The sequence below is a fragment of the Burkholderia sp. 9779_493 genome, assembly GCF_015712215.1.
Lineage (GTDB): Bacteria > Pseudomonadota > Gammaproteobacteria > Burkholderiales > Burkholderiaceae > Burkholderia > Burkholderia cenocepacia.
In genome coordinates, this window is the sequence record NZ_JACCQA010000050.1 from 1 (window position 1) to 16,635 (window position 16,635).

The following is a 16,635-nucleotide window of genomic DNA, read 5'->3' on the forward strand; positions in this document are numbered from 1 at the left end:
CGCTGATGAACGTAAGCGCCCTGCTGCTTCAGGCTCGGCGCTTCAACGTTAAAGGATGGAAAGACCGATGAAACATGCGACATCTGTATTTAGCTGGCGCTACGACATCTGAATCCGGGTATGACATTATGTTGTAGTGGCTAGATTGAAATGTCCGCTTTTCGACCCGTCGCAAGCTATCCAGCGTCGCTACTCGTCGCATCCAATCACGCGACCGACCTCGGGCCGATCCCAACTCGCGACCAAGCGCCCGGCATCGTCTTCATGCGCTCGGTTTCGTCGTGATCAGGCGACGCCACACGGACGCAGGATGAAGTCGCCATCCATTCCCACGCGAACGTGAGGATTTCCGCCGGCATCGTCCGGCGCGTGTGGCGACCCGAGCGAATATGACGTCCGCCGACGCTCACCATCCGGCCGATATCCAGCCAATAAACGCAGCCGCACACGGCTGCCTGTCCGATTCCCGCAAGTATCCGGAGGCCGATATTGGCCGTTTTATTGACCTTGTCGCAAACGTGTACAGTGAACGTGCCCCGGAAAACAACGGCGATCGTTCGATGTCGCGCCCCGGGTTTCCCCGCATACGCAAAGAAGATTCGCCATGCCCAATGCTTCCTTGCCGATTGAGCCGACCCTGCTCCGTCGATACCGCTATTTCGAATCGGTCGATATCGACGACACGCGTGAACGGATCGCCGCGGTGCTGCAGCCGCATCGACTCATCCCTGGCAGCTCGCGTGGCGGCTATTCCGCGTACATGGACTACGTGCGGATCGACAGCGTCGGGTTCGGCACGATCGGTTACGACGTCGCGATGGGCGTCGATGCCGGGGAAATCGAGGATTACTATCTCGCGATCCTCAGCCTCGGCGGCTATGCGGACGTGAGCGTCGGCGGCCGGCGCGTGATCATCGGGCCGGCGCAGGGCGTCATCGTCAGCCCGGCCAGCCATTTCGGCGGCACGTTCTCCCGCGACTGCGAGCAGTTCTTCGTGCGCGTCGACAAGCGCGCGATCCTGGCTCACACCGGCTACGACCATCTGCAGATCGAGCCGGTGCTCGATCTCTCCCGCTCCGAACTCTTGCCGTGGCTGATGCAGTTGCGCGTCATGGCGTCGTCGCCGGAGACGGTCGCGCTCGCGCAGCGCGACCGCCGTATCGCACTCGAATTCGAGCGGCTCGTGATCTCGCTCCTGCTCGCCGGGCAGCCGCATCACTGCCAGACGCGGCCCGGCGGAACGGCGCTCGTGCCGCGCACGGTCAAGCGCGCGGAAGCCTATATCGACGAGCACGCGTGCGAGCCGATCACGCTGGCCGATATCGCGCTGGCGGCCGACGTGCCGGTGCGTACGCTGCTCGACGGGTTCCAGCGTTTCTCGCGCGGCAGCCCGATGCAGCTGGTCCGCGAACGGCGTCTCGAACGCGCACGCGACCGATTGCTGCAAGGCCGCGAAAGTGACCGCGTGGCCGACGTGGCGCTCCGTTGCGGCTTCGCGAATCTGGGCCGCTTCGCCGCCCTGTACCGCGAAACGTTCCGGGAATCGCCGTCGGATACGTTGCGGCGCGCGCGCCAGTCCGCTGGCTGAGCGGAAATTCTGCGCGCGCCGGACAGGCGCTGCGCTCGCCGGATATTCGCGGCACATTCGCCCGCATACAGTGGCCTCCTCTGAATTCAACGGAGCCGCTGGATGTCCCCGCTCAGAATTCGCGTCGAGCGCATCGATGCGCTGACGCCCGCAATCCGCCGATTGCATCTCGTCGCCGCCGACGGCGGCCCGCTGCCCGGGTTCACGGCCGGCGCGCATATCGGCGTGCACGTGCCCCTCTCCCCTCGTTCGCAACGGCGTGCATATTCGCTCGTGAACGCCGGCGGCCGCGCCGATTCGATCGATCGTTACGAAATCGCGGTGCTGCACGCAGCGGCCGGCAGCGGCGGTTCGCAGTGGATGCACGCCTGTGCGCCCGGCGACGAATTCGACATCGATCCGCCCCGGAACGATTTTCCGCTCGTCGCGCGCGCACGCCGGCACTTGCTCGTGGCCGGCGGCATCGGCATCACGCCGATTCTCGCGATGGCGCGCGAACTGGCGAGCAGCGGGCGGCCGTTCACGCTGCACTACGCCGCGCGCGATGCCGTGTCGATGGCCTATCGCGACGAGGTTGCCGCGCTACCGGGTGCGACATGCTGGTTCGACGACGGCGAACCGTCGCGCGGCCTGCCGCTGGCCGACGCGATCGGCGCGCCCGAGCGCGGCACGCATCTGTACGTGTGCGGGCCCGCCGGGCTCATCGAGGCGACGCTCGCGGCCGCGCGGCATCTTGGCTGGCGCGACGACGCGCTGCACTGCGAACGCTTTGCCGCGCCGGTCGCGACGGCGGAAAACGCCACGGTCGAAGTGCGTCTCGCCGGCTCGGGGCACGTGCTGAACGTGCCGCCCGGCACGTCGATTCTCGACGCGATGATCGAAGCCGGCCTCGATCCGCTCTACGACTGCCGGCGCGGCGATTGCGGCGTGTGCGCGGTGCGCTTGCTCGACGGCGATCCCGATCACCGCGACATCTGCCTGAGCGACGACGACCACGCGAGCGGCGCGTTCTGTCCATGCGTGTCGCGCGCGCACGGCGCGCATCTCGTGCTGGATCTTTGACCCTTCCCATCGAGGAAACCCCATGAGCGTTACCAACGAGATGCTGGCCGGGCTGGTGCGCCCCGACAGCGTGCACAAGCGCCTCTATACCGATCCCGCGATCTTCGCGCTGGAAATGGAACGGATCTACGGTCGTGCGTGGATCTACGTCGGCCACGAGAGCCAGGTCAAGACGGCCGGCGACTATCACACGACGCGTATCGGCGACCAGGACGTGGTGATGGTGCGTGCATCCGACGGCACGATCCACGTGATCTACAACCGGTGTCCGCACAAGGGCGCGAAAGTCGTACCCGACGGCGACGGCTCGGTCGGGAAATTCTTCCGGTGTCCGTATCATGCCTGGACCTTCAGGCACGACGGCACGCACCTGTCGGCGCCGCTGCGCAACGGCCTGCAGAACACCTGCTTCGACCCGAAGCATCCGGATTTCTCGATGCGCCGCGTCGCGCGCGTGGACAGCTATCGCGGCTTCGTGTTCGCGAGCCAGAGCGACGACGGCCCGGATCTGCGGACCTTCCTGAATGGCGTCGTGTCGTCGATCGACAATCTGTGCGACCGTTCCCCGGTCGGCGAGGTCGAGGTCACGGGGGGCGTGTTCCGCGTCCTGCAGCGCTCGAACTGGAAAGTGTTCTACGAGAACCTGCACGACACGATGCATGCGCCGGTCACGCATGAATCGTCGGTGATGTCGGCCCGCGCGCAGGCCGAGGAAATGGGCGCGATGCCGTTCGAGCTGCTCATCATGGACGGCAACGGCGAGCCGTACGAATTCTGGGAAAAACTGGAACTGCGCGCCTACGCATACGGCCACGGCTACATGGAAGGGATTTTCGATCCGGCGGCGGCCGAACGCGATTCGGTGTCGAACGCGCATTTCGCGGTGCTCGCGCAGGCTTATGGCGACGAACGCGCACGCCGGATTCTTGGGATGAATCGCCACAACACCGTGATCTACGGCAGCGGTTCCCCGCATACGGTGTTTCAGCAGTTCCGCGTGATTCGTCCGATCGCGGTGGACCGGACACTGGTTGAAATCCAGCTGTTTCGCCTGAAAGGTGCACCCGACGCGGTGTTCGATCGCGCATTGACCTACGCGAACGTGATCAATTCGCCGTCGTCGAACGTGATGCCGGACGACGTCGAAGTCTACGCACGCTGCCAGGCAGGCAATCAGACCCGCGGCGGCGAGTGGGTGAGCATGCATCGCTACGCGGGCACGGATCGCGCGACGGACGACGGCTTCGTGTCGATCAACGGCACCAGCGAATTGCCGATGCGCAACCAGTTCGCCGCGTGGAAACGCTTCATGGTCGACGAGGCCGCCCCACCCGCGCGCACGCGCGCAGGAGACGCCTGATGCTGCACGATCCGGCTTTCGACCTGTCGACCGTCGCGGTCGACGCCCCTGCCCTCGCCGCCGACGCGGCGCTGCACGCGCAGGCGGCACAGTTTCTGTTTCGCGAGGCGCGGCTGCTCGATACGCGCGCATTCGACGCATGGCTCGACCTGTGGACGCCCGACGGCATGTACTGGCTGCCGCACGAGCCGGGCCAGACCAGCCCGCGCGACCATATCTCGCTCTTCTGGGAGGATGCGACGCTGCGCGAAGTGCGCGCGGCCCGCGTGACGAACCGGCGCAACTGGTCGCAGCAGCCGTCGACGCGCACCGCGCGCATCGTCGGCAACGTGATCGTCGACGGCCGCGATGCGGCCGGCCGGCTGGTGGTCCACTCGACGCTGATCGTCAACGAATGGCGCATCGGGCAGCGCACGCTCGCCGGGCTCGTCACGCACAAGCTCGATACGCGCGGCCCGGACTGGAAGATCTATCTGAAGCGCGTCGATCTCATCAACTCGACCGATGCGCTCGCGAACCTGGAGGTATTCGTGTGAACGCCACATCGCAGTCGATACCGCTTGCGCGCACCGCCGTGATCGCGCTGCATTACCAGAACGACGTGCTCGATCCGCGCGGCAAGATTCGCGTCGGCTTCGACGCGGACCGGCCCGACCGCGCGGCGGTGCTCGACGCGGCCCGCGCGCTGCTGGCCGGCGCGCGCGGGCTCGGCTTGCCGATCGCGCATGTCCGCATCGCCTTCCGCGAGGATTACGCGGACTTGCCGCGCAATGCACCGATTTTCGTGCGCACGGCCGAGCTCGGCGCGCTACGCGACGGCAGCTGGGGCGCGCAGTTTTACCCGACGCTCGAACCCGATCCGGCGCGCGCGCTCGACCATGTCATCCATCACCAGTGCACGAGCGGCTTCATCGGTACGCCGCTGGAACGGATCCTCGCGGCGCACGACGTGCGTCACCTGATCGTTGCCGGCGTCGCCACGCACTCGACCGTAGAAATGACCGTGCGCCATGCCGCCGATCTCGGCTATCGCGTGACCGTCGCGGCCGACGCCTGCGCGTGCGCGGATCGTCGGCAGCACGATGCATCGCTCGAGTCGATGCGCTTGATCGCGGGTATTTCCAGCGTGGCGGAGCTGTTCGGCCACGCGTCGCACACGGAGGGCACATGAACGTCTCGCACGCTTCCGAAGCGTCCTCGCAGACGAGCCCGGCTGGCACGCGCGCACGCCTCGCGGGCAAGGTCGCGATCGTCACCGGCGCGACGCAGGGGCTCGGCGCCGACATCGCGCGCGCCCTCGCGAGCGAAGGCGCCGGCGTGCTGATCGCGGGGCTCGATGACGCGGCCGGCCACGCGCTGGCCGCCTCGATCGGCACATCGGCGCGCTTCGCACACACCGACGTCACCGACGACGCGCGACTCGACAGCACGATCGCGACTGCCCTCGCCGCGTTCGGCGGTCTCGACATCGTCGTGAACAATGCGTGCAGCTACGACGATGCAGGCCTCGCGTCGACGCGCGAACAATGGTCGCGCCTGCTCGACGTCAATCTCGTGTCGGCGGCGATCCTCGCGCAGAAGGCCGCGCCGCATCTGCGGCGCGGTGGCGTGATCGTCAACCTCGGCAGCGTCGGCGGCAAGTTCGGCGCGGCCGGCCGCGCGCTGTATCCGGCGTCGAAGGCCGCGCTGCTGCAACTGACACGCAATCTCGCCGTGGAGCTGGCGCCGCATGGCCTGCGGGCGGTCAGCGTGTCGCCCGCCTGGACGTGGTCGCCGTCGCTGGAACGGCTCGCGGGTGGGTCGGTCGACGTCGCGGACCGCGTCGGCCGGCCGCTGCATGCGCTCGGCCGCGTCGGTCGCGGCGACGAGATCGGGCGAGTCGTCGCGTTTCTCTGTTCGGACGATGCCGCGTGGATCACCGGGATCGACGTACCGGTCGACGGCGGTTTTTCGATCCTCGGGCCGGATCAGGGCCGCTCGCCGCGCGAATGGTTCGAACGGCGCGCAGCGCAGTAGCGAACCGTTCGGCTCGCATTCCTTCCCCCTCTTCCATCGGGACTTCAACCATGAAGAAGCACATCAGAATCGAACGGGGCGACACGGCGTTCGACGCCTATCTCGCGCTGCCGGAAGCGGGCCACGGCCCGGTCATCGTCTTGCTGCAGGAAATCTTCGGCGTGAACGCCGAGATGCGCAAAGTGGCGGATCTCTATGCGGCCGAGGGCTACGTCGTCATCGCGCCGGACCTGTTCCACCCGTTCGGTCCGAACATCGAACTTGGTTACGGGGACGCCGACCATGCCAAGGCTTTCGACTATTACACGCGCCTCGACGTGGCCCGCGCCGTCGACGATATCCGTGCGACCATCGCCCATGCGCGCACGCTGCCCGAATCGACCGGCAAGGTCGGCGTGCTCGGCTTCTGTCTCGGCGGCAAGCTCGCGTGGCTCGCCGCGGCGCAGGGCGACGTCGATTGCGCGGTCGGCTATTACGGTGTCGGCATCGAGCAGTCGCTCGAACTGGCCGAGCGCATCGCGTGCCCGCTCGCACTGCATTTCGGCGCCGACGATCCGCTCAATCCGCCCGCGACCGTGACGGCGATCCGCGCGGCGCTGGACGGCAAGCCGAACCTGAAGCTTTACGCGTACGACGGTGCCGGCCATGCCTTCAGCCGTAGCGGGCCGACCTTCGTCAAGGCGGCCGCGATGTCCGCGCACACACGCAGTCTTGCGGTGTTTCGCAAGGTGCTCGGCCCCGACTACGATCTGGGCGCGCTCGCCGATCATCACTTCCATCTGGAATTCGCCGCGCGCGATCCCGAGGAGACGATGCGGACCATGGTGCCCGAACCGTACGTGAATCACGTGCCGACCATGACGGGCGGCACCGGGTACACGGAACTGAAGCGCTTCTACACGCATCACTTCATCCACGGCAACCCGGCCGACATGGCGATGGCGCCGATCTCGCGCGTGGTCGGCGTCGATCGCATGGTGGACGAGTTCATCCTGACGTTTACGCACGACCGGGAGATCGACTGGCTGCTGCCCGGCGTCGCGCCGACCGGCAAGCGCGTGGAGATTCCGATGGTCGTCGTCGTCGAATTCCGCGGGCCGAAGCTCTACAACGAGCACATCTACTGGGACCAGGCGAGCGTGCTCGTGCAGCTCGGGCTGCTCGATCCGCACGGGTTGCCGGTCGGGGGCGTCGACGTCGCGCGCAAGCTGCGCGACGAAACGTTGCCGTCGAATACGCTGATGGTGCGCTGGCGCGAGAGCGAACCGGCGCGATAGCGGCGCCTGTCGGCCACGACGCGCCCTCCTTCGCCGGTGGTGACGCTGCCATCGGCGGTTTTCGTGACCGGCAGCGGCGCGTTTTCGAATCGGCCAGTTTGTAAACTGAATCGAGCTATTGTGATAAGAAAAGTTATCCTGATAGCACCATCATATGCTCCAACTACGTGTTCCTCGATAAAAGGATCGGCGCGTTAAACCACCGGAAAACCGGTTCCGTCGATGCGTTCCCACCACGCGTCGATATTCGCGCGTAGCGCGTCGACGCGCTCGCGCGAACACAACGTCGAGCGCCGCTTTGCCGGGCAGCAGACGCAACAGGCAGCCGTCCGCTGACGGGTACCGGCCATCCGCCATCGGCTTACGCGGCAACAGCCGCAGACCTTCGATTCACCTGCCCTGCCGCGAACCGGTCGAAGCGTCCGCCGAACCCGTCCGGCTGCGACCTGGCCACCTACGCCGCCGACGATCCACTTTTCCGAATCAGCACGTCGGGCGTCAACGCGCTGCATCGCCCGACGCCCAGCATCGCCATGTTCCGGTCCACTTCATCGTGCAACAGGCCGATCGCATGCAGCACACCGGCTTCCCCGGCCACGGCCGCCGCGTAATTGAACGGCCGCCCGACGAACACCATGCGCGCGCCCATCGCAACCGCTTTCAGCACATCCGACCCGCGACGAAACCCGCTGTCGATCATCACCGGATAATCCGCTCCGAGCGTCCGGACCACGTCAGGCAGGATCCGCATCGGCGACACCGCGCCGTCCAGCTGGCGGCCGCCGTGGTTCGACAGGATGATGCCGTCGGCGCCGATGTCGCGCGCGATCACGGCATCGTCCACGCTGAGAATCCCCTTGATCACCAGTTCGCCCTTCCATTCCTGCCGGATCCGTTTCAGGTGGCCCCAGTCGAGATGGTCGCGCGCGGAGAAATCCCGCAGCACGGTCGACGACAGGATCGGCGCGCCGCGTGTCGCAAACGAGTTTTCGAAATGCGGCATGCCGTGCGCGAGCAGCGTCCGGGCGAAGGTGCCCGCGAGCCAGCGCGGCCGCGTGATGCCGTCCCAGAACAGGCGCGGCCCGGGGCGCAGCGGCGTGGTGAAGCCGGTCCGCACGTTGTTCTCGCGATTGGCGGACACGGGAATGTCGACCGTGATCACCAGCGTCCGGTAGCCGGCGCGCGCGACGCGTTCGAGCAACGCGGCAATACGATCGGGATCGCCGGGCAGGTACGCCTGGAACCAGGTACCCGGCGCGGCAGCCGCCACCTCTTCCAGCGGGATCAGCGACGAGCCGCTCATGATCGAGGCGATGCCCGCGCGCTGCGCGGCCCGCGCCAAGACGACGTCGCCGCGATAGGTCGACAGCGCATGGATACCCATCGGCGCGATGCCGAACGGCGACGCATAGCGCCGTCCGAATAGCTCGACCGTCTGTTGCCGTTGCGAAACGTTGCGCAGCACACGCGTCGCGAATCCGTACTCGTCGAACACGGCGCGGTTGTCGTCGCGCGTGCGGTTGTCCTCCGCCGCGCCGCTGACATAGCCGAAGATCGGGCGCGGCAGCACACGCCGCGCCGCCGCCTCGAAATCGTGGAGGCTCAGCATGTTGCGCAGCACGCGCGGCGGTCGCGTATCGGCCAGCGGACGGCTGGCTGCGGGACGGGATGAGGCGGACGGGGTCATTTCTGCGGCCTGTTGTCGAATCGATGCAGGAATTTTAGGGTCGCGCGAGGCGCTTAAAAAGCGATAATCTTCCAAGGAATTTGTTCGATAAAAGCGAAAGATCATGGCGACTCCGACTCTCAAGCAACTCGACGCGTTTTACTGGGCGGCGACCTGCGCCAACTTCTCGACCGCCGCGCAACGGCTCCATCTGTCGGTGTCGTCGTTGTCCAAGCGCATCAACGAACTCGAACAGGTGGTCGAGCGCACGCTGTTCGACCGCAGCGGCCATCGCGCCGTGCTGACCGACGACGGCGAGGCGTTGCTGCCCGCCGTGGTGCGGGTGCTCGAGTCCGTCGCCGCGTTGCAGGAATCGGTCGCGCGGGACGAAGGGTTGAGCGGCCGGCTGCGCTTCGGCGTCGGCGAGTTGTCGGCGCTCACGTGGCTGCCGCGCTTCGTCGCGGCGGTCCAGAAGCTGCATCCGAAGCTGGCGCTCGAGCCGTATGTCGACGTGGGCGCGGCGCTGGAGGAGAAAGTCGACGCCGGCGAGCTGGATTTCGCGGTGATCGCCGGCCGTTCGTCGCGCGGCAGCGTGATGTCGCAGCCGGTGGCGGAAGCGCGGTTCGCGTGGATGGCGGCCGAGACGCTGGTCGGCAGCGAACGCGATCTGACGCCGGCGCTGATCGCCCGTCATGCGCTGGTACTGCTGCCGTCCGGTTCGGGCGTGACGCGCATTCTCGACGACTGGCTGCTGGCATGCGGGATCAATCATGCGCGCCGGATCGCGTGCAACAACTGGAGCGCGGTGGCCGGGATGTTGAGTGAAGGCGTCGGCATCGGCTTCCTGCCGGTCGACTGGGCGCGTGCGCGCCTGGGCGGCGATCTCGTCGAACTGACGAGCGAGCCGCCGCTGACGCCGCTTCAGTATGCATTCCAGTGGCGTCGCGGCGACGTGCGCGGGTTGATACCGTCGATGCTGTCGCTGGTGCGGCAGTATGCGGATTTCCGCTGATGCGCGATTGGCCGCCGCGCGTCACGCGCGGGCGGCCGGGAACGGGCGCGTGGCCGTCAGGCTTCGTCGATGCGCGAGACGCGCTTCGGGTCGGGCATCCACAGGTAGCAGAGCAACGACACGAGCACGCATCCCGACACGTAGTAGAAGAACCACGCTTCGTGTCCGATGCTCTTCATCCATAGCGCGACATACTCGGCCGTGCCGCCGAACAGCGAGACGGTGATCGCGTAAGGCAGCCCCACGCCCAGCGCACGCACGCCGACCGGGAACAGCTCGGCCTTGGCCACCGCGCTGACCGACGAATACAGGCTGACGATCAGCAGCGCGCCGATGATCAGCGCCAGCGCGCTGCCGGTCGTCTCGACCCCGCGCAGCGCCTGGAAAATCGGCACCGTGCACAGCGTGCCGAGGATGCCGAACGCGATCAGCAGCGGACGACGGCCGATGCGATCGGACAGGCTGCCGAAGATCGGCTGCATCGCGACGAACGCAAGCAGGCTGAGCACGGAGACCATCGACGCGTCGGCCTTGCTCATCCCCGCGCTGTTGACGAGGAACTTCTGCATGTACGTCGTGTACGCATAGAACGCCACCGTGCCGCCGAGCGTCAGGCCGGCGACGATCAGGCATTCGCGCTTGTGGCGAAACAGGTCGGCGAGCGACGCGTGGCGACGCTTGCTCTGGTGATGCTGCTCGAACGAGGCCGTTTCCTTCATGTTGCTGCGCAGGAAGATCGCGCTGCAGGCGAGCAGCGATCCGAGCAGGAACGGGATGCGCCATCCCCAGCTTTCGAGCTGCGCGGTGGTCAGGAAGAACTGCTGCAGCACCACGAGGACGCCCATCGCGAGCAACTGACCGAGCGACAGCGTCGCGAACAGGAAGCTCGAATAGAAACCGCGGCTGGAGGGGGCAGCCATTTCGCTCAGATAGGTCGCCGAACTGGCGTACTCGCCGCCGAGGCTCAGCCCTTGCAGCAGCCGCGCCATGACCAGCAGCACGGGCGCGGCGATGCCGATGGTGTCGTAGCCGGGTGTCAGCCCGATGATCAGCGAGCCGATGCACATGGCCAGCACCGACACGAGCAGCGCGGCCTTGCGCCCCTTGCGATCCGCGTACATGCCGACGAGCCACCCGCCGATCGGACGCATGATGAAACCGACGGCAAAGATGGCCGCCGTGTTCAGCAATTGCACGGTCAGGTTGCCGTTCGGAAAGAACGCCTTCGCGAAGTACAGCGAAAACGCCGAATAGACGTACCAGTCGTAATACTCGATGAGGTTGCCTACCGATCCGCTGAAGATGGACCGCAGGTTCGCGAGGGTTCCGGTCGGCCGGGAATCCGTGGCCGTTGCAAGAGGGCTGGCGCGCGACACGTAATGTCTCCGTTTCGAATGTGCTCGTTGTCCGTGCAAGCGCTGGCCGTGGGTGGGCCGCTCGCGATCGGGTCCGGCAAGGTTAGAAGAGACGGTGCGTTGTAGAAAGCGAAATAATGACAAGGAGCCTGTTCGCTTTCTGGAAACGTCGATCGGCGGGCTACCCTGCTCTCCCGCTGCCTTTCCGGAATCGGTCGCCGTTCGTCGATGCCCGGCCATCGATGTCGAATCGCCGGAAAGCCTTGTCCCGCGAGGCGCTACACGATCCGGATACATTGAAATACAAAATATCGCATGCGATTTAATCGAATCCGCTTGACGTGGGTGGCCGTCAGGCGGAAACTGCGTCGCATGCGATCGAATCGCATCTGAGACAAACCAACCGACGGAGCAAATGATGAGCAAGATCGACAAAGTGCTGTACACGGGCAAGACGCATACGACTTCCGGGGGCCGCGACGGCGCCGCGCGCAGTTCCGACGGCCGCCTCGACATCCAGTTGTCGTCGCCGGGCAGCGCCGGCACCGGCACCAACCCGGAGCAACTGTTCGCGGCCGGCTGGTCGGCCTGCTTCATCGGCGCGATGCAGCTTGCGGCGCGCGCCGCGAAGGTGACGCTGCCGGCCGATCTCGCGGTCGACGCCGAAGTGGATCTCGGCACGGCGGGTAACGCGTACTTCCTGCAGGCCCGGCTGAACGTGAGCGTGCCGGGGCTCGAGCGCGACGTCGCGCAACGCATCGTCGACGCTGCGCATCAGACCTGCCCGTATTCGAAGGCGACGCGCGGCAACATCGACGTCGACATCCGGATCGCCTGAGCGTTGCATCGGGCGGCCGAGCGCCGCCCTCCCGAATTCCCGATTCCTTTTCCATCGAGGTGAAAAAAATGAAAGTCCAACTGATCGCTGCCCTTCTCGTCGCTGTTTCGTCTGCCGTTGCCGCTCCGGCGTTTGCCAATGAAGCCACCGTGACGCGTGCGCAGGTACGCGCCGAACTCGCGCAGCTTCAACACGTCGGCTATCCGCTGAACCGCGCGACCGACGCGACCTACCCGAACGATCTGCAAGCCGCGCTGACGCAGATCCGCGCCGACGATGCCGTCGCGGCCAACGCACCGGCGGCCGGCTACGGCGGCAACGGCGACACCGCGACGCAATCCGGCCGCCGGCATGTCGTCAGCGTGGCCGAGCGCTCGGTGTACTTCGGTCACTGAGCGCCCGCCCGGTACGTGAACCTGATTCCCTTTATCGCTGATTCCATTTTGTCGAGGTGCATGATGAAAACCCGCCTGATCGCTGCCCTTCTCGTTGCTGTTTCCGCTTCCGCCGCCGCACCGGCGTTCGCCGACGAAGCCGTCGTGTCCCGCGCCGAGGTACGCGCCGAGCTCGTCCAGTTGGCACAAGCCGGTTATCGGCCGGGCCGCGCGAACGATCCGCACTACCCGGACGATCTGCAGGCCGCATTGACGCGCATTCACGCGAGTCCCGCGGTGGCGGCCGATACGTCGGCATCCGGCTACGGCAGCGATGCCGCCGCTGTTACGCAGTCGGGCAGCCGGCCGGCGACGCGAATCGCCGAACGCTCGATCTACTTCGGTCATTGAACGAACGCGCGAACGACGCCGATAGTCGGCGTGTGGTGCGCAACTCCCGAATTCCCGAATCCTGTCGAGGTAAATGATGAAGACCCAACTGATTGCCACCGTTCTCGTTGCCGTGTCGGCCGCCGTCGCCGCGCCGGCTTTTGCAAGCGAAAGCACCGTCACGCGTGCGCAGGTGCGTGCGGAACTGGCCGCGCTGCAGCAAGCCGGCTACCAGCCGAATCGTCCCAACGATCCGAACTATCCGGACAATATCCAGGCGGCGCTGAACCGGATTCGCGACCACGGTGCCGTCGCGGCCGACACGCAGGCAGCCGGTTACGGCAGCGATGCCGGCGGCGCCACGCAGTCCGGCAGCCGCAACACGGTGCGCACCGCCGAGCGCTCGATCTATTTCGGCCATTGAGCGCGGTACGGCGAATTCACTCGCCGACCTCTGCCATATAAAGCGCATGCGATGTAATCGCGTGCGCTTTTTTATTGGTATTGTCCCGGACCGTATCGCCAGCGCTACCCGTTCGCCCTGTCCGGGATTATTCTGTGCGGCTCCCCATCTTCCACCAAGGAGCCGCCGATGCCGGACGCCATGACCGGAAACGCGACAGCCGATGCGCACGTGCTCGACCGGGTCGTCTGGCATGCGCTCACGGGCAGGCAGCGCCGCTTTGCGCTTGGCGAGGGGCGCGCGCGGCGGTTCCCGACGGCCATCGCGCCGTTTGCCGCGATCGACGACACGAGCCCGGCGTCGTTCGACGCGCTGTGCGAGCTGATCGCCGCACACGGGCCGGCGGCGCTCGTCACGCCGGACGAGATCGAGGCGCCGGCGAGCCTGTCGGCGATCCGGCGCGCGACGTTGCTTCAAATGACCTGGCAAGGAACCTTGGACGCGGCGCACGAAGCGGAACCCGTTCCGCTCGGCGCAGCCGACGTGCCGGACATGCTCGCGCTGACCGCCGCCGCGCAGCCGGGCCCGTTCGGCCCGCGCACGTTCGAGCTTGGCCACTACATCGGCGTGCGCAGCGAAGGCCGGCTGGCCGCGATGGCCGGCCAGCGGATGCAGGTCGAAGGGTATACCGAGATCAGCGCCGTCTGCGTGGACGCCGCGTTTCGGCGGCAAGGGCTGGCCGCGCGGTTGGTCCGGTCGTTGATCGCGACGATCGGCGCGCGTGCGGAGACGCCGTTCCTGCACGTCCTCACGACGAACCAGGTGGCGATCGAGCGCTATCTCGCGCTCGGTTTCGTCGTCCGTCGCGAGATGCACCTGCTGGTGCTGGGCGACGCGCACACGTGACAACGCGGCCGGCGCGATTCCCGCGCCGGCCGTTGGCCGGGCCTGAGCGTTCTTATGCTTCGGTCGACCGGATCAGGTTGCCGCGCAACGTGACGATCGCCTTCTGCACTTTCGCGAATTCGTCCGGCTTCAGCCCGGTGGCTTCGACGAGGTTCATGTCGAGCCCCTTCTCGCGCACGCGGCGGCCGCTTTTCGTCAGGCTGACGAGCACCTGGCGTTCGTCGGACGGATCACGGTGCCGCTCCAGGTAGCCCATTGCCTCGAGCTTCTTCAGGATCGGCGTCAGCGTGTTGGATTCGAGGAACAGCTTCTCGCCGAGCTGGCCGACGGTCTGGTTGTCCTGCTCCCACAGCGCAATGATCGTGATGTACTGCGTATACGTGAGGCCGAGCTCGTCGAGGATCGGCTTGTACGCCTTGCCGAACGCCAGGTTCGCCGAGTAGATCGCAAAGCACAGGAACTCGGACAGCTTCGGCGCGGCGGGCGACGGGGTTTCGGTCGGTTTCATGGACTTCCTCCAGCGACGCGAACGGTCGCAGACAACCGCATTATATATCGCATGCGATCTTATCGGAAGCATGATAATCGGTCTCGATCGGCTGACGCGCGCCGCGCTCGCTCAGCCCGGCTCGCGGCGCTTGCCGGTTGGCTGACGGCTGACCGACAGCAACGTGCACTGCACCGGATGCGCGATTTCGGTCGCGAGCCCGCCTGCGGCAAACAGCAGGATCATCAGCCAGCGTTTCATGCGTCCTCCACGACCGAGAGGCTTGCCCCATCGGCGATCGTCGCGTCGAGCGCATAGGGATCGACGCCGTCGAGGCAGCCGAGATTGACGCGCCAGCATGCCGGGTCCTTGCGGGTCTGGTGGAACGGATAGACGCCGCACCGGCTGCAGAAATAGTGACGGGCCGTGTGCGTGTTGAACTGATAGCAGGTCAGCGCGCCCTCGCCTTCGACGATCGTCAGGTTGGCGGCGGCGAACATCGGGCTCATCAGCGCGCCGCGCCGGCGGCACAGGCTGCAGTTGCAGCGGACGGCCGGCGCAATGGCCGCCGTGACTTCGAACTTGACGGCCCCGCAATGGCAGGACCCTTTGAACCAGGTGGCAGACATGACGGGCTCCGAAAGAGGTCATGCCTGCTTTATAGCGAAGCCGCGCGCGGGCGTTGTATCGCACTGTATCCGCGCGCGGCGCGGATACAGAACATTGCACATCCGCGGCAGGCGATCAGTCCAGCACGTGCTGCATCCGCTCGATTGCCGCCCGCGTTTCGCGTTCGAGCGCCGCGAACAGCTCGGCCGCCGGCAGCGCGCGGACCAGCGGCGCCGCCTGCCCCGCCCATTGCGCGCCGTAACCGAATTCGCCCTGCGCTTTCGCGGCCGCATGCAGCGCCTTGCCCGCATCGTAGGCGATCGGATACGCGGGCGTGGCCGGCGCGCGCGGGTCGTCGCCGAGCGCGGTCAGCCGGTTCGCGATGCCGCGCGCGACGCGGCCCGAGATCGCGTGCGTGAACGTGGTGCGGTGCGCCGCCTCGCCGAGGATCGCGCGGCGGTAGCCGTCGTCGATCGACGTCTCCGGGCACGCGACGAACGCGGTGCCGAGCTGCGCGGCCTGCGCGCCGAGCGCGAGCGCGGCGGCAATGCCCGCGCCGTCCATGATGCCGCCGGCGGCGATCACCGGCAGCGCGCATTCGCGCACGATCAGGCGCGTCAGCGCGAACGTGCCGAGGCGATCGTCGTGCGCGGTCGAATCGAACACGCCGCGATGCCCGCCGGCTTCGATGCCCTGCGCGACGATCGCGTCGATGCCGGCGGCGGCAACTTGGCGGGCTTCGTCGAGATTCGTCGCCGTGGCGAACAGCGTGATGCCCGCGCGCTTGAGCGCGGCGATCACGTCAGCGGACGGCAACCCGAAATGGAAGCTGACGACCGCCGGCTTTTCCTCGACGAGCATCGCCTGCATCGCGTGGTCCGCGACGAAGCTCGTGTAGATCTCCGACAGCGATGCAGGCGGCGTCGCGCCATACGCGCGGAACGCGGGGGCGAGCCAGTCGAGCCACGCGCGCTCGACGGCCGCGTCGGCTTGCGCCGGACGGTGGCAGAACACGTTGATGTTGAACGGCCGGTCGGTGAGCGCGCGCGTGTCGCGGATCATCTTGCGTGCGCCGTCGGAATCGGTTGCGCCGACGCCGAGCGAGCCGAGCCCGCCCGCGTTCGAGACGGCGGCGGCCAGCGCCGGCGTGCTGACGCCGGCCATCGGCGCCTGCACGATCGGCGCGCGGATGCCGAGCGTGCGCAACAGGGTTGCCCGGCGGTCGGTCGGTTGATGCATGGTGCTGGTCTCCTGGTGGCAGCCGAAATGCCGGCCGCACGTATCGCATTGCC

The 16,635-nt window shown here is 66.8% G+C and carries 19 protein-coding genes; 13 read left to right on the forward strand and 6 right to left on the reverse strand.

Annotation, left to right across the window (positions count from 1 at the left end; translation table 11 throughout):
* Positions 1–604 precede the first annotated feature (604 nt).
* The 7 genes from andR (at position 605) to H0X95_RS32260 (ending at position 7,303) form a co-directional block, all read left to right on the forward strand.
* Positions 605–1,588, forward strand: a complete 984-nt coding sequence (gene andR / locus H0X95_RS32230; RefSeq protein WP_058901483.1) for an anthranilate 1,2-dioxygenase regulatory protein AndR — start codon at positions 605–607, stop codon at positions 1,586–1,588.
* A 102-nt stretch (positions 1,589–1,690) separates the two neighbouring features.
* Complete coding sequence (locus tag H0X95_RS32235; protein WP_006491091.1) at positions 1,691–2,650, forward strand: PDR/VanB family oxidoreductase; 960 nt, start codon at positions 1,691–1,693, stop codon at positions 2,648–2,650.
* Between the two features lie 22 nt (positions 2,651–2,672).
* Entirely contained in the window at positions 2,673–4,010 is a 1,338-nt protein-coding gene (locus tag H0X95_RS32240; RefSeq protein ID WP_059723512.1) for an aromatic ring-hydroxylating dioxygenase subunit alpha, read from the forward strand.
* The gene (locus tag H0X95_RS32245) at positions 4,010–4,546 is read left to right on the forward strand and encodes an aromatic-ring-hydroxylating dioxygenase subunit beta (RefSeq protein ID WP_006497237.1); all 537 of its coding nucleotides are present in this window, start codon (positions 4,010–4,012) and stop codon (positions 4,544–4,546) included. Before H0X95_RS32240 ends, H0X95_RS32245 begins: the two co-directional genes overlap by 1 nt.
* A complete protein-coding gene (locus tag H0X95_RS32250; RefSeq protein WP_059723513.1) occupies positions 4,543–5,181 on the forward strand; it encodes a cysteine hydrolase family protein in 639 nt (212 codons plus the stop codon). The genes H0X95_RS32245 and H0X95_RS32250 overlap by 4 nt, the downstream gene beginning before the upstream one ends.
* Positions 5,178–6,026, forward strand: a complete 849-nt coding sequence (locus H0X95_RS32255; protein ID WP_080403592.1) for an SDR family oxidoreductase — start codon at positions 5,178–5,180, stop codon at positions 6,024–6,026. Before H0X95_RS32250 ends, H0X95_RS32255 begins: the two co-directional genes overlap by 4 nt.
* 50 nt (positions 6,027–6,076) lie before the next feature.
* Positions 6,077–7,303, forward strand: coding sequence for a dienelactone hydrolase family protein (locus H0X95_RS32260; RefSeq protein WP_034201754.1), 1,227 nt, complete (start codon positions 6,077–6,079; stop codon positions 7,301–7,303).
* Between the two features lie 454 nt (positions 7,304–7,757).
* Here the strand turns inward: H0X95_RS32260 and H0X95_RS32265 are convergent, their stop codons facing one another.
* Complete coding sequence (locus H0X95_RS32265) at positions 7,758–9,095, reverse strand: alpha-hydroxy acid oxidase (protein ID WP_059723516.1); 1,338 nt, start codon at positions 9,093–9,095, stop codon at positions 7,758–7,760.
* Between H0X95_RS32265 and H0X95_RS32270 the strand changes: the two genes are divergently transcribed.
* Positions 9,094–9,981, forward strand: a complete 888-nt coding sequence (locus tag H0X95_RS32270; RefSeq protein ID WP_006482261.1) for a LysR family transcriptional regulator — start codon at positions 9,094–9,096, stop codon at positions 9,979–9,981. The genes H0X95_RS32265 and H0X95_RS32270 overlap by 2 nt on opposite strands.
* Before the next feature lie 56 nt (positions 9,982–10,037).
* Here the strand turns inward: H0X95_RS32270 and H0X95_RS32275 are convergent, their stop codons facing one another.
* Positions 10,038–11,357, reverse strand: coding sequence for an MFS transporter (locus tag H0X95_RS32275; protein WP_196446353.1), 1,320 nt, complete (start codon positions 11,355–11,357; stop codon positions 10,038–10,040).
* Positions 11,358–11,754: 397 nt separating this feature from the next.
* Here H0X95_RS32275 and H0X95_RS32280 point away from each other — a divergent pair, with 397 nt between their 5' ends.
* From H0X95_RS32280 to H0X95_RS32300, 5 genes are all read left to right on the forward strand, one after another.
* The gene (locus tag H0X95_RS32280) at positions 11,755–12,174 is read left to right on the forward strand and encodes an organic hydroperoxide resistance protein (RefSeq protein WP_034201940.1); all 420 of its coding nucleotides are present in this window, start codon (positions 11,755–11,757) and stop codon (positions 12,172–12,174) included.
* A 68-nt stretch (positions 12,175–12,242) separates the two neighbouring features.
* Entirely contained in the window at positions 12,243–12,569 is a 327-nt protein-coding gene (locus H0X95_RS32285) for a DUF4148 domain-containing protein (RefSeq protein WP_012492627.1), read from the forward strand.
* A gap of 63 nt (positions 12,570–12,632) precedes the next feature.
* The gene (locus tag H0X95_RS32290) at positions 12,633–12,959 is read left to right on the forward strand and encodes a DUF4148 domain-containing protein (RefSeq protein WP_034201941.1); all 327 of its coding nucleotides are present in this window, start codon (positions 12,633–12,635) and stop codon (positions 12,957–12,959) included.
* Positions 12,960–13,032: 73 nt separating this feature from the next.
* Entirely contained in the window at positions 13,033–13,362 is a 330-nt protein-coding gene (locus tag H0X95_RS32295; protein WP_006493913.1) for a DUF4148 domain-containing protein, read from the forward strand.
* Between the two features lie 168 nt (positions 13,363–13,530).
* Complete coding sequence (locus H0X95_RS32300; protein ID WP_006497247.1) at positions 13,531–14,247, forward strand: GNAT family N-acetyltransferase; 717 nt, start codon at positions 13,531–13,533, stop codon at positions 14,245–14,247.
* A gap of 52 nt (positions 14,248–14,299) precedes the next feature.
* On the opposite strand, the gene H0X95_RS32305 is transcribed toward H0X95_RS32300, so the two are convergent.
* The 4 genes from H0X95_RS32305 to H0X95_RS32315 all read right to left on the reverse strand — a co-directional run bounded on the left by H0X95_RS32305 (position 14,300) and on the right by H0X95_RS32315 (position 16,582).
* Positions 14,300–14,755, reverse strand: a complete 456-nt coding sequence (locus H0X95_RS32305; protein WP_006482257.1) for a MarR family winged helix-turn-helix transcriptional regulator — start codon at positions 14,753–14,755, stop codon at positions 14,300–14,302.
* Positions 14,756–14,866: 111 nt separating this feature from the next.
* A complete protein-coding gene (locus H0X95_RS36235) occupies positions 14,867–14,995 on the reverse strand; it encodes a hypothetical protein (protein WP_006493914.1) in 129 nt (42 codons plus the stop codon).
* A complete protein-coding gene (locus H0X95_RS32310) occupies positions 14,992–15,363 on the reverse strand; it encodes a GFA family protein (protein ID WP_006482256.1) in 372 nt (123 codons plus the stop codon). Before H0X95_RS32310 ends, H0X95_RS36235 begins: the two co-directional genes overlap by 4 nt.
* A gap of 115 nt (positions 15,364–15,478) precedes the next feature.
* A complete protein-coding gene (locus H0X95_RS32315) occupies positions 15,479–16,582 on the reverse strand; it encodes an NAD(P)H-dependent flavin oxidoreductase (RefSeq protein ID WP_058901477.1) in 1,104 nt (367 codons plus the stop codon).
* Positions 16,583–16,635: the final 53 nt, after the last annotated feature.

Excerpts from the sequence above, each read along its gene's own strand:
- H0X95_RS32305 (WP_006482257.1), bottom strand. The coding sequence starts at position 14,755 with ATGAAACCGACCGAAACCCCGTCGCCCGCCGCGCCGAAGCTGTCCGAG.
- H0X95_RS32240 (WP_059723512.1), top strand. The coding sequence starts at position 2,673 with ATGAGCGTTACCAACGAGATGCTGGCCGGGCTGGTGCGCCCCGACAGC.
- H0X95_RS32285 (WP_012492627.1), top strand. The coding sequence starts at position 12,243 with ATGAAAGTCCAACTGATCGCTGCCCTTCTCGTCGCTGTTTCGTCTGCC.
- H0X95_RS32255 (WP_080403592.1), top strand. The coding sequence starts at position 5,178 with ATGAACGTCTCGCACGCTTCCGAAGCGTCCTCGCAGACGAGCCCGGCT.
- H0X95_RS32265 (WP_059723516.1), bottom strand. The coding sequence starts at position 9,095 with ATGATCTTTCGCTTTTATCGAACAAATTCCTTGGAAGATTATCGCTTT.
- H0X95_RS32260 (WP_034201754.1), top strand. The coding sequence starts at position 6,077 with ATGAAGAAGCACATCAGAATCGAACGGGGCGACACGGCGTTCGACGCC.
- H0X95_RS32315 (WP_058901477.1), bottom strand. The coding sequence starts at position 16,582 with ATGCATCAACCGACCGACCGCCGGGCAACCCTGTTGCGCACGCTCGGC.
- H0X95_RS32300 (WP_006497247.1), top strand. The coding sequence starts at position 13,531 with ATGCCGGACGCCATGACCGGAAACGCGACAGCCGATGCGCACGTGCTC.
- H0X95_RS32290 (WP_034201941.1), top strand. The coding sequence starts at position 12,633 with ATGAAAACCCGCCTGATCGCTGCCCTTCTCGTTGCTGTTTCCGCTTCC.
- H0X95_RS32235 (WP_006491091.1), top strand. The coding sequence starts at position 1,691 with ATGTCCCCGCTCAGAATTCGCGTCGAGCGCATCGATGCGCTGACGCCC.
- H0X95_RS32310 (WP_006482256.1), bottom strand. The coding sequence starts at position 15,363 with ATGTCTGCCACCTGGTTCAAAGGGTCCTGCCATTGCGGGGCCGTCAAG.
- H0X95_RS36235 (WP_006493914.1), bottom strand. The coding sequence starts at position 14,995 with ATGAAACGCTGGCTGATGATCCTGCTGTTTGCCGCAGGCGGGCTCGCG.
- H0X95_RS32270 (WP_006482261.1), top strand. The coding sequence starts at position 9,094 with ATGGCGACTCCGACTCTCAAGCAACTCGACGCGTTTTACTGGGCGGCG.
- H0X95_RS32280 (WP_034201940.1), top strand. The coding sequence starts at position 11,755 with ATGAGCAAGATCGACAAAGTGCTGTACACGGGCAAGACGCATACGACT.
- H0X95_RS32245 (WP_006497237.1), top strand. The coding sequence starts at position 4,010 with ATGCTGCACGATCCGGCTTTCGACCTGTCGACCGTCGCGGTCGACGCC.
- H0X95_RS32295 (WP_006493913.1), top strand. The coding sequence starts at position 13,033 with ATGATGAAGACCCAACTGATTGCCACCGTTCTCGTTGCCGTGTCGGCC.
- andR (WP_058901483.1), top strand. The coding sequence starts at position 605 with ATGCCCAATGCTTCCTTGCCGATTGAGCCGACCCTGCTCCGTCGATAC.